This window comes from Arthrobacter sp. B2060 (assembly GCF_059090445.1).
This window is the reverse complement of record NZ_JBNHFR010000003.1, coordinates 354,266-368,807: the sequence shown is the minus strand read 5'-3', so window position 1 is coordinate 368,807 and position 14,542 is coordinate 354,266. Positions and strand designations below refer to the sequence as shown.

Sequence of the window (14,542 nt, the reverse complement as noted above, 5' to 3'; positions counted from 1 at the left end):
CTGTGCTTCGGGTTAGGTAGCAGCGGTGAACACGATGGGGAGCCACCCGACCACGCCTGCCAGTGCGCCGCCGATCAGGGGGCCGACCACGGGGATCCACGAGTAGCCCCAGTCGCTGGAGCCCTTCCCCTTGATGGGCAGGACGGCATGGGCGATGCGCGGTCCGAGGTCCCGGGCGGGGTTGATGGCGTAGCCGGTGGGTCCGCCGAGGGATACGCCGATGCCGACGACCAGGAGCGCCACCGCCAGCGGGCCAAGCCCCGAGGGGGTGCCGCCGAAGGTGAGGATCACGAAGACCAGCACGAACGTGCCGATGATTTCGGTGACCAGGTTCCACGGTGCGGAGCGGATGGCCGGGGCTGTGGAGAATACACCCAGCTTGCTGGCCGGTTCGGGTTCAGCGTCGAAATGCTGCTTGTGTGCCAGCCATGCCAGTACGGCGCCGAGGAAGGCACCCAGCAGCTCCGCCCCGAAGTAGGTCAGCGTGGACAGGGCGTCCACCGGAACGCCGGGGGCGTACTCGGGCTTGCGGTTGACCAGAAGGCCCAGGGTGACGGCGGGGTTCAGGTGTGCACCGGACTGCGCGGCAACATAAACGCCCGCAAACACTGCAATGCCCCACCCCCAGGTGACCATCAGGAACCCGCCGTTGTTGCCCTTTGTGCCCCTGAGCGCCACGTTGGCTACGACGCCGCAACCCAGCAGGGTCAGCATCGCGGTTCCGAAGACTTCGGAAAGAAAAACCAGTCCAAGAGACATCGTTGACTCCTTGTTTTGTGTTGTCAGTCCTCGCGAGTTTGAAGGACTGTGGTGCCGCCCTAGGCGACGAGGCTATGGATCTCGATGCCGTGGTACCGCTTAAGCACCTCCTCTGCATGGTGGATCTCGGCGGCGCGCTCTGACGCGTCCCAGCCCAGCGGCCCCGCCAGGATCTCGGCGACCTCGTTCAGCAACTCGCCGGTGACCAGCCCGCGGAACGCCAGAGAGGTCCGTCGAACCAGGACATCGACGAGATGGCCGACCTGCTCATGTGCCGCCATGAATTCCAACTCCCGGACACTCAGTTCCCGGGTCGAACGGAGCAGGCTGTCCGGACCGCCGTCGAGGTACTCGATAACGGCCGCCGCCCGGGTGCCGTATCTCGTCAGCAGGCCGGCGGCCCTGTCGGCGTCGCGGGCTCCGTTCATATTCGCCTTGATCCATTGCTGGATCCCGGCATCAGAGTCCGGGAAGCCGGCGCCGCCGCCGATGGCGAGTTTCGCCGTCGAGACCTTCCGTTCCATCCCCAATTCGGCGAGGACATCGTTGCTCAGGTGTTCCGCGAGTGCCCGGAACGTCGTCCACTTGCCTCCCACCAGGCTGAGTACGACGGCGCCGCTGCCGCCGGCTTCCGGGGCGCGCCGCTCGATGCGGTAGTCGCGGGAGACGAACCCCGGCTGGGTGGCGTCGTGCCGGGGCAGGGGGCGGACGCCGGAGAACGTGTAGACGATCTGCTCCCGGTTTACGGAGATCGCGGGGAAGACGTGGCTGATGAGGTCGAAGAAATAGTCGATCTCACCTTCCGTGCACACGGCGTCCTCAGACATGTCGGCTTCGACGTCTGTGGTGCCCACCAGGACGCGGTCGCCCATGGGGTAGATCAGGACGATCCGGCCGTCTGTGTGCTCGAAGAAAATTTCTCGGCCGTTGCAGGCGGCCAACAGGCCAGGGTGATCGAGAACGATGTGGGAGCCCTTGGTGCCGCCCATGAACGAAGACGCGGCGCCCATCGCCTGGTTGGTGAGATCGACCCAGGCCCCGGTGGTGTTGACAATGACGTCGGCCGTGAAGTCGAAGACCTCGCCTGTCAGTTCATCACGCAGTTCCACGGTGCTGGAGCCGTCTGACTGTTCCCTGGCCGAGGCCAAGGACAGGTAGTTGCTGGCACGGGCGCTGCCTGCCGCGTTCGCGGCGCCGGCCTTCTCGCCGTCTTGGAGGACGTCAAGCGTGAGGCGCTCCGGGTTGTGGACGGAGGCGTCGAAGTACGTGGCGGTGTATTTGACCCCGGGGTGCAGGAGCGGCAATTCCGCCAGTGCTTTCTTGCGGCCGCGGAACTGGTGCCGGGGGACGCTGCCGCCGTCGCGGGAGAAGGAGTCGTACAGGCTGAGCCCGAGCTTAATAAGGAAGGCGCCGCGTTCCTTGGGCCTGCCCTGTTGCTTGTGGGTCAGGAAACGCAGGGGTGCCGAGAGGACACCGGAGAAGGTGCTGAATATCGGAATGGTGGTTTGCAGCGGCTTGACGTAGTGGGGCGCGATCCGCAGGAGACGGTTGCGTTCGACCACGGATTCCCGGACGAGGCGGAACTCACCGTTTTCGAGGTAGCGGATGCCGCCGTGGATCATGTGCGAGGAGGCGCCGCTGGCGCCCTGGCAGTAGTCACCGCGCTCCACGAGCGCCACGTCGACGCCCTGCAGGGCCAGATCGCGGAAAGTGCCGACCCCGTTGATGCCTCCTCCGACAATTAGCACGCGGGCGTGGGGCCGCTGCCGAAGGCTGGCTACGGATGCACGCGCTGAGGTGTGCTCTGCGCCGGAGGTGAACGGATGGCCGGATGAATCCTTGAATCCCAAAACTGCTCCTTTGGGTTGGTTGTTGTCGGCGGCACGCTGTGGAACGGACTGCCTTGCATCCCCTATTCTTCGAAGTATTGGAAAATATCGTCAAGCACTATGCACAAACGTGCAGAACGGAGCCGCGGTGCCGCGCCCACGCCATTCCGAAGCCCTTCGGGCTGCCCAGCTCTACTACCTGCAGGACCTCACCATGGACGCAATAGCCCGGGAGCTGTGCACCTCCCGCTCCACGGTTTCCCGGCTCCTTTCGACGGCCCGCGAAACGGGCCTGGTGCAGATCCAGATCCGCAGTCCGTTGGACACAGGCCCCGAATTGGAGCGGCTGATCCGCTCGGAATACGGGGTGGTCGTGCACGTGGTACCGGTCCTGGACACGCTTAATGAAGCGGAAACACTCGACCGTGTGGCCATGCAGGCCGCCCGGACCATTGGCCCTCTCGTGGATTCCAACGCCATCATCGGCGTGGCCTGGGGGGCCACACTCAGCGCCGTCAGCCGGCATCTCACGCGGAAAATCATCCACGACACCATCGTGGTGCAACTGAACGGGGCGGGCAATATGCAGACCACAGGCATTACGTACGCGAGCGACATCATGCGCCGCTTCGGCAGCGCATACGGGGCGCGTGTTGAGCAGTTTCCCGTACCGGCCTTCTTCGACCACGCGGCAACAAAAACGGCCATGTGGAATGAGCGGAGCGTTCAGCGCATCCTGGATCTGCAGGCCCGGATGAGCATTGCGATCTTCGGTGTCGGCTCCGTGGATGCGGACTATCCCAGCCACGTGTATGCCGGCGGCTACCTCGACGAGGACGACCTGAACATCCTGGCCAGCTCCGACGTGGTGGGGGACGTGGCCACGGTATTCTTCCGGGCCGATGGCTCCTCCGACGGCATCACGCTGAACGAGCGCTCCACCGGACCTTCCCTTGACCAATTGCGCCAGGTTCGCCGGCGGATCTGCGTGGTGTCCGGTGCATCCAAGATCAACGGGCTGCGTGGAGCATTGGCAGCCGGCCTCGCCACCGACCTGATCCTGGACGAGGCGTCGGCCCGCCGGCTGGTCAGTCTCGACGGGAACTGAACGGCGCCTCCTGCGCTCCCGGCTTTCACGGCCGAGTGGACGTGGCGCCTTCCGTCGCCGGCACCGTGGCCGGCAATTCCGCCACAGCCAGTGAACCGGCAGCAGACGGCACAGCTGTTGGTTCAGAGTCCCGCAGCGGCTGCTTTGCAGGTTCCTTCGTGACGTCCTGGGCAGGAACGGGCTTTGGAGCCGGTGCGGAGCTTGGTGCCGCACTTGGCGAGGGGGGCGGCGAAGGAGCAGCCGGGGCAGGTGCGACCTTCGGAGCCGCCTTAGTCGGCGCAGGGGCGGGCGTCCTGGTCGGCGCAGGGGCGGGCGTCCTCGTCGGAGCCGGTGCGGGAACAGCTTTGGCTGGAGTAGAGGACTTCTTCGCCTTTGAAGCAGTGCGCTTCGGCGCTTCATGCTCGTGGTCCGCCGCGTCATGGTCGTGGCCTTTAGTGACCGGGACCGCCCACGCGGGCTCGTCCGGCGTCCGGCCGGCCTTCCGGTAGTCCGTCATAGCGACGTCGGCAAAGGGCAGCGATGGGCGCAGCGGCAGCAGCGTCCATTTCGCAGGATCCGTGTGGCTGCCGTTCAGAACCGTTTCGAAATGGAGGTGGCATCCTGTTGATGCACCGGTGGTCCCGACCTTTGCAATGACTTCCCCGACCTCTACCGACTGGCCCTTCTTGACGCCAATGCCTTCAAGGTGGTTGTAAGTTGTAATGAGGCCGTTGCCGTGATCGACTTCCACTCTGTTGCCGCCACCCCATCGATGCCATCCCACTGCCCGCACTACGCCGGCATCCGCTGAGTACACGCGGGTTCCGCAGGCGGCGGCAAAGTCCAGACCCCAGTGGAACTCCCCCGCCGAGCCAGTGATCGGACTTTTTCGCAGCCCGAAGTGTGAACTGCGGTTAAGGACCTCCAGTGGCGCCATCAGGGTTCCGGCTGAGGGACGCCGCCGTTGGGCCTGCGCCGCATCGAGTTTCCGGACCACTTCCTTCGGCCTGGTTTGGACTTCGGTTCGGCTGTACGAAAGAACTGCCCCGGCCGGTGCCGAGATAACACCGGCGCCCGGAGCGGAATCCCGCCCGGCCAACGCAACGGCAGCGGAGCCGAGCGATGTTTTCACCGAGACGTTGCCAGTCACCTGGGCTGCCGCCTCCCCGGACGAAAGAACTGGGCCGCTGCCATCGAATCCAACGGCATTTGCCGCAAGGAAAGCGGTACCCGCTACGGCCAGCCGAACGGCGTGACGACGATGCTGGGCCGCGCGCCGGACAGCGGCCTGTGCCAGATGTTTTGCCAACGGATTCTCCCCCATGAAGGCCGCCTGGATGCTTCTGCGTGGCGGTCGTTTCTACCATGGGAACATGACGGGCAGGCAGGAGGAATCGAGATAGCCGGGTATGTGGATAAGCTAGGAAAATCCTTGCCCCCGCTTGATCCAAACTGCGGAAATCTTCACAGGAAGCTGAGCAATCCCGGCGAGCAACAGGAAGCCGCACTGGGGCTCAGGTGCCGCAGAAGGTCCGGTAGGTGCCGAAATCTTCCGGGGCGGCAGACGCGTAGCGCTCCAGGCCGGGCCGCTCCGTAAAGGGCGTGGTTACCGCGTCCAGGAGCCGTTCGAATGGAGCCAGGTCATCTGCGGTGGCGGCGTCGAGGGCTTCCTCCACCAGATGGTTGCGGGGAATGTAGGCAGGGTTGACCCGGTCCATCGCGTCGGCGTCCGGGTCCAGGGCGCGCCAGCGCTGAACCCAGCCGTCGAATCCGGAGGGTTCCGGGAACATGCTCCGCGCAGGCTCGGTCTCGCCGCTGGCGGCCCTGCCGAGGCGCCGGAAGAACGATGTGTAGTCGACGTGCCCCGCCTGAAGGAGGGCCAGAATCTCGTCGACGAGACCCGACGCCACGTCGTCGTCGGAACTATCCTGCAGTCCCAGCTTGGCCGACATGCCCGCCGACCAGGCTGCACTGTACTGCCGGCGGAACCCGCCGAGTGATTCCACGGCGAGTTCCACAGCCTTCTCCTCGTCGTCGTGGAGAAGGGGCAGGAGCGACTCGGCCAGCCGGGCAAGGTTCCACTCCGCCACCAGGGGCTGGTTGCGGTAGGCGTACCGTCCGCCCTCGTCGATGGAACTGTAGACCGCAGCCGGGTCGAAGGCCTCCATGAAGGCACACGGGCCGTAGTCGATGGTCTCCCCCGAGATGGCCATGTTGTCTGTATTCATGACCCCGTGCACGAACCCCACCAGCATCCAGCGGGCCACCAGGGACGCCTGGGCGGCCACCACCGACTGGAACAGGACAGCATAGGGGTTCCCGCCGTCCGCCGCGGCCGGGTAGTGACGCGTGATTGCGTGGTCGGCCAGGCGGCGAAGGAGGCCCAGGTTGCCTGTAGCCCGTGCGTACTGGAAGCTGCCGATGCGCAGGTGGCTGCTCGCGACCCGGGTGAGCACGGCCCCGGGGAGGAGAGTCTCTCGCTGCACCTGGCGCCCCGTCGCCACCACGGCGAGGGAGCGTGTGGTGGGGATGCCCAACGCATGCATCGCTTCGCTCACGAGGTATTCGCGCAGCATCGGCCCGACCACGGCGCAGCCGTCCCCGCCCCGGGCGAAGGGAGTGCGCCCCGAGCCTTTGAGGTGGACGTCTCGAAGCTGGCCGTCCGCGTGTGCAATCTCTCCGAGCAGAAGGGCACGCCCGTCGCCGAGGCGGGGGGCGTACCAGCCGAACTGGTGGCCGGCGTAGGCCTGAGCCACCGGCGTGGCCTCCGCGGGGACCGCATTGCCGATCAGCAGAAGCAACCCTTCAGGACTCCGCAGGAATGCGGGGTCGAGGCCAAGATCCGTGGCGAGTGGCTCGTTGAGCACCAGCAGTTGCGGGTCGGGGGCCTCTTCGGCCCGCCACGGAATGGCCAGCTCCGCAAACTCCCGGGCGAAGCGGCCATCAAAGGTGACGGCGGACTGGGCTGTGTCACTCATCTATCAAGGATATCGCCGGTGCCACGGTCACCGGCGCCGCTGACCGATTTCGCGCGGCAGGCCAGCCATATCGGTAGAGTCATAGCCATGACTACCTCACCCCGGCTCAGCCTGAACAACGGCGTGCTGATCGACCAGTTGGGATTCGGGCTCTACAAGGTCCCCCGGGACGAGACAGCGAAGCTGGTCACCATGGCACTCGAAGCCGGATACCGCCACTTCGACACCGCGGCGATGTACGGCAACGAATCCGGCGTGGCCCGCGGCATCGTTTCACTGTACGGCGTGGAGGCGACACGCGGGGGCTCGGGCGAGTCCGCACCACCCACCTCGCGGGAAGACCTGTTCATCACCACCAAAGTCTGGAACGACGACCACGGCTACGACGCCACGCTGCGGGCCTTCGACCGGTCAATGATCAATTTGGGCCTGGAATACGTGGACATGTACCTGATCCACTGGCCGTGCCCCAAGCGCGGACTGTTCCAGGAGACCTACCGCGCGCTCGAGACGCTCTACCGGGAGGGCAAGGTGCGGGCGATCGGCGTATCCAACTTCCAGGCGCAGCACCTGGACCGGCTCCTGGAGACCGCCGAAGTTGTGCCTGCCGTCAACCAGGTCGAGCTCCATCCCTGGCTGCAGCAGACGGAACTGAGGGAAAAGCACCGGGAGCTGGGCATCGTCACCGAAGCGTGGAGCCCTCTGGGCCGCGGGCAGGTCCTGGAGGATCCGGACATCCTGGCGCTCGCCGCCGAGCACAAAGTCACGGCGGCCCAGGTCATCCTGCGGTGGCACCTGCAACAGGGACACGTCGCGATCCCCAAGGCAAGCTCCTGGGACCGGATCCGCCAGAACCTCGACATTTTCGGCTTTGAACTGTCCGCCCTCGACATGGCTGACGTCGCAGGCCTGGACCGCGGCCACCGCACCGGCTCCCACCCTGACAACGTCAACTAGGACCACACCGCATGAAAACAGCAGACTCCGAGCCGTCCACCGGCGCGTCCCTCTTCAGCGGCAAGCTTGCCGCCCGGACCAGGGCGTCCGAGGTCAGCCTCCGGGGCAGCAGTGTGGCGTACTGGACATACGAGCCCGTCCGGACAACCCCGGAAACGCGCACCATCCTGGTCATCCACGGCTTCCGCGGCGACCACCACGGCCTGCTTCGGGTGGCGGACCAACTGCCCGAAATGCGCCTCATCATGCCTGACCTTCCCGGCTTCGGCAGCTCTGAGGCGTTTGTCGACGGCGAACACAGCGTCCGCCGGTACGGGCAGTTCATCAGTGACTTCATGGAGGCACTGGGCCTCGGGACGGATACGGTCCTTTTGGGGCATTCGTTCGGATCCATCATCGCTGCCCACTTCGTGGCCGACAATCCGCACGCTGTGCGGCCGCTGATCCTCATCAACCCCATAGCGGCGCCCGCTCTGGAGGGCCCCAAAGGACTCATGACCCGGCTCGCGGTGCTGTACTACCGGCTCTCCGCACGCCTCCCCCGCCCCACGGGCATGCTTCTGCTGCGCAGCCGGCTCATTGTGCGCGTCATGAGCGTTGCCATGGCGAAAACCAAGGACAAGGAGCTCCTGCGGTTCATCCACGGGCAGCACGAAGCCTACTTCAGCGCCTTCGCCAACCGCGAGAGCCTGCTGGAATCCTTCACGGCATCCGTCAGCAGCAACGTCACCGAGGTGGCCGGAAAGCTCACCCTGCCTGTCCTGTTGGTGGCCGGCGAAAAGGACGAAATCGCGCTTCTCAGCGACCAGCACAAACTCGCAGGCGCCCTTCCGGACGCCACACTGGAGGTGATTCCCGGCGTGGGGCACCTGATCCACTACGAAACTCCGGAACCTGCCGCGCGTTTCATCCGCCGCTTCCTGAAGGACCACGCTGCGTGAAAATTGTCATCGACGCCCGCTTCACCAGGACGGACCACCACGACGGCATCAGCCGCTACGGGGCTAGCCTCATCGCCGCAACCTCGAAAATCGCGGATGTGTCCATGCTGATCAGCGACCTCCGGCAGCTCGCCCTGCTGCCCGACGTGCCGTACACGCTGATCAACAGCCCGCTGTCCCCCACGGAACTGTTTGTCGCGAGGACGGTGAACCAGCTGGGCGCCGACGTCGTGGTCTGCCCAATGCAGACCATGGGCACGTGGGGCCGCAGGTACGGGCTCGTGCTGACGCTGCATGACCTGATTTACTACGAGCACCCGGCGCCGCCCGGTTTCCTGCCGGCCCCGGTGCGCGTCCTGTGGCGGCTGTACCACAAAGCGTTTTGGCCCCAGCGGCTGCTGCTCAACCGGGCAGACATTGTGGCTACCATCAGCCGCACCACCGAGGCACTGATGGCCAAGTACCGGCTGACGAACCGTCCGGTCCGGATCGTCAGCAACGCCCCGCAGCCTGCCCAGCTCCCCCGCGATCCGGAGGCAGGCGCCGAGAAGACCCTCCTCTACATGGGTTCGTTCATGCCGTACAAGAATGTTGAGACCATGCTTGCCGGTATGGCGGACCTGCCCGGACACACGCTCCACTTGCTGAGCCGGATCACTCCGCAGCGGCAAGCCGAACTGGAATCCCGGATGCCGGCCGGGGCGAAGGTGGTCTTCCACAACGGCGTGACCGACGAGGAGTACACCGCCCTGCTCAAGCGCACCACCGCCCTTGTCAGCCTGTCGAAGGCCGAGGGCTACGGCCTGCCTCTCGTTGAGGCAATGGCGCTCGGCACCCCCGTCATCGCCAGCGATATTCCGATTTTCCGCGAAGTGGGCGCCGACGCTGCCACCTACGTGGATCCGGGTTCTCCGGCTGCCTTCACCGCGGCGGTGCGCAGCCTGGACGACGTCCTGCATTGGCAGGACGTGTCGCGGCGCTCGGTGCAACGGGCGCGCGACTTCAGCTGGGACGCCTCCGCGCGGCAGCTGGTGGACGTGGCCGCGGAAGTCGTGGCCCTGCGCGGCAAAAAGCAACTCCGCTAGAGAACGTCCACCCCGTCCAGCCTCAGCTGGACGGGGTCGTCGGTGCGCTTCGCGGCGCTGGCGGCTTTCACCGCCCGCAGAATCCGGGTCACCGTGCCCGCCTGGCCATAGGGAATGAAGAGCAGCGTCCGGACGTCCTCGCTTGCGGCGTTCGCCGTATTCGCTCCCGCTTTACCTGTGGAAGCTGGGTGTCCCGTCAGCAGCGGCGCGGGGCCGGCAACGCGCAGCTCCACTCCTTCCGCCTTCAGCCGCCCGGTGACGGATTCCGTGAAATGCCCGACGGCGGTGCGGCCGCCGGTCACGGAGGCCACCCGCACGGCGGGCGGAAGCTGCAGTTCCGTGCGAAGTCCCAGTTCCCGCTGCGCATAGCCCGCCGGGTCCCAGCGCAGCAGCGCGCCCACAGCGGCGGTGTCGTCGGCCGTGATCACCACGATTCCGCCCTCCGTTGCGGGCCTCACCAGCGCAGCAGCGTTGAACCAGCGCCGTACGGCGTCTTCCCCCGCCCGCAGGTTCTCGCGCCGCAGCAGGGAGTCGCCGTCGAGAAGCAGGGCCGCTGCGTAACCGCCGTCAGCCACGGGCTCGGCGCCGACGGTGGCCACCACGAGCGATGCGGCACCTGGGACGGCCGCTTTGACGTGGTCTCCTGATGACGTGACCACGGGTTTTCCGGGGAAGGCCCTGCCGAGTTCCTCCGCGGTGCGCAACGCCCCGGTGGCACCGCGGCGCAGATGGGTGTTGTTGCAGTGGCTGCACCGCCACGCCGGCGCCGGGACCGAACACCACCGGCACTGCGGCACGGCGGAGCTGCCGGAGGCTCCGGCAATTGCCAAGGGCCCCTGACACGACTGGCAGCGGGCCGGTTCACGGCACGCGTCGCAGACAAGGGAGGGCGCGTAGCCCGCGCGGGCCACCTGGACCAGGACGGGGCCGCGTTCCAGGCCCTCCTTGGCGGTCCGCCAGGCCGCGCCGGGCAGCCGGGCGATCCGGGCAAGGGGATCGCGCTCCTGTTCAAAGCTGTCGGCGGTGTTCAGGACGCGGGGTACGCTCCTGCGGACCACAACGCGTTCGGCATCCACCGGCATGGCCCAGCCGGCGTCCACGAGGCGCTGCGCCTCGGTGCTGCGAGTGTGCCCGGCCAGCAGGCAGGCGGCGCCGTCCTGCTCTGCACGGAGCAGCAGCACTTCCCGTGTGTGAGCGTAGGGAGAGCGCTGCTCGATGTGGAGGTCGTCGCCGTCATCCCAGCACACCACGAGGCCGAGGTTCCGAACGGGGGCATAGGCCGCCGAGCGCGTGCCCACGGCCACGCTGGCGGTGCCGTTGAGGACCTGGAGGTAGCTGCGGTAGCGCGGCGTCTGGCCGTCGTCCGCCGTGAGCCTGGCAACCTCGGAGGCCGGGAGCAACTCCTCCAAAGCTGCCTGGACCCGGTCCAGGTCGCGATAATCGGGTACCACCACAACAGCGCCGCGTCCGGATTGCCGAACCGCGGCCACGGCCTCGGCGATCAGCCGAGGCCAGCCGCGGGGACCGAAACCCTGCAGGACGCTGAGCACGGCCCGCGGCGATCCGCCGGCGTTGAGGTGGCGCAGGAAGGCAGTTCCGTTCCGGTAATCCGTCCAAGCCGGGCCGGCGCCGGGTGGTTCTGAGGGCAGGGGGGCCATCCCCGCCTCAACGGGAGGGTGCCCGCCCGTTTCGCCCGCCGCAAGCTCCTTCTCCACTTTGGCGACCCGCGGGGGGATGGCAACGCGCAGGACATCGCTGACAGTGCCGGCGTAGCGGGCCGCAACACGGTTGGCGAGCTCCCTGAGCCCGGGTGTCAGGACGGCGACAGGGGAAATGACCTTGTGGAGCGGCACCAGCGCCTGGCCGGCGTCGGACTCGGCGATCCGTTCAAGAACGTAGCCGCTGAGTTCCTGTCCACTGAACTTGACCTTGACACGTACCCCCGGCTGGGCGGCGTCGGCCATCTCCGCCGGGACGCTGTAGTCGAACGGCCGGTCCAGGTGCGGCAGCGGTGACTCGATAAGGACACGTGCCACCGGAAGGCGGGCTGCCAGGGGCGGCCCCGGTGCGGTTTTGGGACTGGCGGGAAAGCCCTGGAGCAGGGAAAGCTGCTGCGGCTCGTTCGTCATTGCCTGCCCTGCATTCAGTGCCATGTCGCCTGCCTCTGTCCCGGATCAAACACCAGCCAATCACCTGGGTAGGACATTTTGGCGGACGGTCCCCAGGCACCGGCTTTCCGGTCCAACGGTCTTCCGGGCACCGGCGTTTCAGTCCCTCGTCTTCCGGTTCCGGCGCTTCCGCCGCAGCTCAGGCGTTAAAGTACGCCTTCAGGTCGTCCACGCGGTCCAGGCGCTCCCAGGTGAAGTCCGGGTCGTCGCGGCCGAAGTGGCCGTGGGCGGCAGTCTTGGCGTAGATGGGACGCTTCAGGTCGAGGGCGTCGATGATGGCGCGGGGCCGGAGATCGAAAATCTCGGCGATCGCGGCGCTGATCTTTGCGGGATCGACCGTTTCCGTGCCGAAGGTCTCCACGTAGGTGCCCACCGGACGGGCCTGGCCGATCGCATAGGCGATCTGGATCTCGGCGCGCTTGGCGAGTCCCGCCGCCACAACGTTCTTGGCCACCCAGCGCATCGCGTAGGCAGCTGAACGGTCCACCTTTGACGGATCCTTGCCCGAGAACGCGCCGCCGCCGTGGCGGGCCATGCCACCGTACGTGTCGACGATGATCTTGCGGCCCGTGAGGCCGGCATCTCCCACCGGGCCGCCGATGACGAACGCGCCGGCGGGGTTCAGGATGTTGGCAGTGCGTGAGATGTCCAGGTCCGCGAGGGCAAGTACGGGGTCAATCACGTGCGCGGCGAGGTCTGCGCGGAGCTGGTCGAGGCTGAAGCCCTCGGCGTGCTGGCTGGAAATCACGATGGTCTCGACCGATACCGGACGGTCGCCTTCGTAGCCGATGGTTGCCTGGGTCTTGCCATCGGGACGCAGGTAGGAGAGTTCGCCGCTCTTGCGCACCTCGGTGAGCCGCTCGGAGAGGCGGTGGGCGACCCAGATCGGGGTCGGCATGTAGGACGGCGTCTCGTCGCTGGCGTAGCCGAACATGAGGCCCTGGTCCCCGGCGCCCTGAAGGTCGTAGTCGTCCTCCTGGCGGCCTTCCCTGGCTTCCAGGGAGTTGAAGACCCCACCCGCGATGTCGTTGGACTGCTGGCCGATGGACACCGACACGCCGCAGCGGGCACCGTCGAAGCCGTTGGCCGACGAGTCGTAGCCAATGCCCAAGATGGTCTCGCGGACAATCTGCGGAATCTCAACGTAGGCATCCGTGGTCACTTCACCGGCAACATGGACCAGGCCTGTGGTGGCCATGGTTTCCACGGCGACCCGCGATTCCGGATCCTTCGCCAGCAGGGCGTCAAGAATGGCGTCGCTGATCTGGTCACAGATCTTGTCCGGGTGGCCTTCAGTCACCGACTCGGAGGTGAAGAGCCGGAGCGCGGAGGGTACGGACCCGTGGGATTCAGGAATGTGCAGCGGTAAAGTCACTCAACTACCTTACTGGTTGGCAATCGGCCGGGCGGCAGCGTGTGTCCCCATGCTAAGGAGACGTTGCTTACGCCCGTCAGGTTCGCGGGAAGACCCTGCTCAGCTCGGCGCTGATGCGGTCAATAACGACGGCGGCGACGTCGTGTTTGGAGCCCGACGCCGACTGGGGTTCAGCGCCGGCGCGGGAAAGGATGATCACGGAATTGTGGTCCTGGCCAAAGACCTTGTCCGAGCCCACATGGTTGACCACGAGGAGGTCGCAGCCCTTGCGCTTGAGCTTCGCTTCGGCGTATTCAAGGACGTCACCCTGGGCATCACCGGTTTCGGCAGCAAAGCCCACCACCAGCTGGCTGTTTCCGCCAGCGTCGCGTACCGCTACGAGTTCATGCAGGATGTCCGGGTTGCGGACGAGCGAGATGACGGGGTCGGCGTGGTCATCCCGTTTTTTGATTTTGGTACCGGAAACGTCCGCCGGGCGGAAATCCGCCACGGCCGCGGCCATGATGACGACGTCGGAACCGGCTGCCGCCGTCAGCATGGCTTCCCGGAGTTGCAGGGCAGTTTCGACCTCCACCAACTCGACACCCGCCGGAACGGGGACCTCCATGTGGGCGGCCACGAGGCGCACATTGGCTCCGGCATCCCTGGCCGCCTCTGCGAGGGCAACGCCCTGCTTTCCGGAGGAACGGTTGCCCAGGAACCGCACCGGGTCCAGCGGCTCACGTGTTCCTCCGGCGCTGATGGTCACGGTCCGTCCGGCGAGGGGGAAGAGCGCAGCCTCCGGAGAGCCGGGGACGGCGTCACGGAGACCGTGGACCAGGGCCATGGCCGCTTCGTAGATTGCCTCGGGTTCGGGGAGCCGTCCAGGTCCGGAATCAGAACCGGTCAGCCTGCCGCTGGCAGGTTCGAGGACGGTGACGCCCCGGCTGCGCAGCGTTTCGACGTTGGCCTGGGTGGCGGCGTGCAGCCACATCTCGGTGTGCATGGCCGGGGCAAAAAGAACGGGCCCGCCGGCCATCAGCAGCGTATTTGTCAGGAGATCGTTAGCCTGCCCTGTGGCAGCGCGGGCCAGCAGGTCGGCCGTGGCAGGGGCCACGACGATCAGGTCTGCCTCGTGGCCCAGGCGCACGTGGTTCACGAGGTGGACGTCGTCGAAGACGCTGTTGCTGACCGTATTTCCGGAGAGCGCCTCCCAGGTTGCCACGCCGACGAAGCGGGTTGCCGCTTCGGTGGGGATGACGGTGACGTCATGGCCGGCTTCAGTAAAAAGCCGGAGGAGCGATGCCACTTTGTAGGCGGCAATCCCTCCCCCGACTCCGAGGACTATGCGCACGTGATCTCCGTCAACAGGCAGTCTTTTACT

11 protein-coding genes are annotated in these 14,542 nt (G+C 66.5%); 4 read left to right on the top strand and 7 right to left on the bottom strand.

Annotation, left to right across the window (positions count from 1 at the left end; genetic code table 11):
- Window positions 1-12: 12 nt before the first annotated feature.
- Together AC5RUM_RS08515 and AC5RUM_RS08510 are read right to left on the bottom strand one after the other, a co-directional pair.
- Window positions 13-759, bottom strand: a complete 747-nt coding sequence (locus AC5RUM_RS08515) for an MIP/aquaporin family protein (protein ID WP_494034518.1) — start codon at window positions 757-759, stop codon at window positions 13-15.
- 59 nt (window positions 760-818) lie between these two features.
- Window positions 819-2,609: a glycerol-3-phosphate dehydrogenase/oxidase gene (locus AC5RUM_RS08510; protein WP_494034517.1), complete on the bottom strand. Its 1,791-nt coding sequence runs from the start codon at window positions 2,607-2,609 to the stop codon at window positions 819-821.
- Between the two features lie 127 nt (window positions 2,610-2,736).
- Between AC5RUM_RS08510 and AC5RUM_RS08505 the strand changes: the two genes are divergently transcribed.
- Window positions 2,737-3,696 (top strand): sugar-binding transcriptional regulator, encoded by a 960-nt coding sequence (locus AC5RUM_RS08505; RefSeq protein ID WP_494034516.1) that lies wholly within the window; start codon window positions 2,737-2,739, stop codon window positions 3,694-3,696.
- A 25-nt stretch (window positions 3,697-3,721) separates the two neighbouring features.
- Here AC5RUM_RS08505 and AC5RUM_RS08500 read toward each other — a convergent pair whose 3' ends face one another.
- Complete coding sequence (locus tag AC5RUM_RS08500; RefSeq protein ID WP_494034515.1) at window positions 3,722-4,825, bottom strand: M23 family metallopeptidase; 1,104 nt, start codon at window positions 4,823-4,825, stop codon at window positions 3,722-3,724.
- A gap of 364 nt (window positions 4,826-5,189) precedes the next feature.
- Window positions 5,190-6,653, bottom strand: coding sequence for a protein adenylyltransferase SelO (locus tag AC5RUM_RS08495; RefSeq protein WP_494034514.1), 1,464 nt, complete (start codon window positions 6,651-6,653; stop codon window positions 5,190-5,192).
- 87 nt (window positions 6,654-6,740) lie between these two features.
- Here AC5RUM_RS08495 and AC5RUM_RS08490 point away from each other — a divergent pair, with 87 nt between their 5' ends.
- The 3 genes from AC5RUM_RS08490 to AC5RUM_RS08480 are packed head-to-tail and all read left to right on the top strand — an operon-like array spanning window position 6,741 to window position 9,636.
- Window positions 6,741-7,610 carry an aldo/keto reductase gene (locus AC5RUM_RS08490; RefSeq protein WP_494034513.1) on the top strand — a complete coding sequence of 290 codons (870 nt, stop codon included), beginning with the start codon at window positions 6,741-6,743 and terminating at the stop codon, window positions 7,608-7,610.
- 11 nt (window positions 7,611-7,621) lie between these two features.
- A complete protein-coding gene (locus AC5RUM_RS08485) occupies window positions 7,622-8,551 on the top strand; it encodes an alpha/beta fold hydrolase (protein ID WP_494034512.1) in 930 nt (309 codons plus the stop codon).
- Complete coding sequence (locus AC5RUM_RS08480) at window positions 8,548-9,636, top strand: glycosyltransferase family 4 protein (protein WP_494034511.1); 1,089 nt, start codon at window positions 8,548-8,550, stop codon at window positions 9,634-9,636. The genes AC5RUM_RS08485 and AC5RUM_RS08480 overlap by 4 nt, the downstream gene beginning before the upstream one ends.
- Here the strand turns inward: AC5RUM_RS08480 and AC5RUM_RS08475 are convergent.
- The 3 genes from AC5RUM_RS08475 to coaBC all read right to left on the bottom strand — a co-directional run bounded on the left by AC5RUM_RS08475 (window position 9,633) and on the right by coaBC (window position 14,512).
- Window positions 9,633-11,789 carry a primosomal protein N' gene (locus AC5RUM_RS08475; protein ID WP_494034510.1) on the bottom strand — a complete coding sequence of 719 codons (2,157 nt, stop codon included), beginning with the start codon at window positions 11,787-11,789 and terminating at the stop codon, window positions 9,633-9,635. The genes AC5RUM_RS08480 and AC5RUM_RS08475 overlap by 4 nt on opposite strands.
- Before the next feature lie 154 nt (window positions 11,790-11,943).
- Complete coding sequence (metK, locus tag AC5RUM_RS08470; protein ID WP_400576124.1) at window positions 11,944-13,179, bottom strand: methionine adenosyltransferase; 1,236 nt, start codon at window positions 13,177-13,179, stop codon at window positions 11,944-11,946.
- A 76-nt stretch (window positions 13,180-13,255) separates the two neighbouring features.
- A complete protein-coding gene (gene coaBC, locus AC5RUM_RS08465; RefSeq protein ID WP_494034509.1) occupies window positions 13,256-14,512 on the bottom strand; it encodes a bifunctional phosphopantothenoylcysteine decarboxylase/phosphopantothenate--cysteine ligase CoaBC in 1,257 nt (418 codons plus the stop codon).
- Window positions 14,513-14,542 lie beyond the last annotated feature (30 nt).

What these genes read in the sequence shown, in the direction of transcription:
- AC5RUM_RS08515 (WP_494034518.1), bottom strand. Translation starts at nt 759, where the DNA reads ATGTCTCTTGGACTGGTTTTTCTTTCCGAAGTCTTCGGAACCGCGATG.
- AC5RUM_RS08495 (WP_494034514.1), bottom strand. Translation starts at nt 6,653, where the DNA reads ATGAGTGACACAGCCCAGTCCGCCGTCACCTTTGATGGCCGCTTCGCC.
- AC5RUM_RS08490 (WP_494034513.1), top strand. Translation starts at nt 6,741, where the DNA reads ATGACTACCTCACCCCGGCTCAGCCTGAACAACGGCGTGCTGATCGAC.
- AC5RUM_RS08485 (WP_494034512.1), top strand. Translation starts at nt 7,622, where the DNA reads ATGAAAACAGCAGACTCCGAGCCGTCCACCGGCGCGTCCCTCTTCAGC.
- AC5RUM_RS08475 (WP_494034510.1), bottom strand. Translation starts at nt 11,789, where the DNA reads ATGGCACTGAATGCAGGGCAGGCAATGACGAACGAGCCGCAGCAGCTT.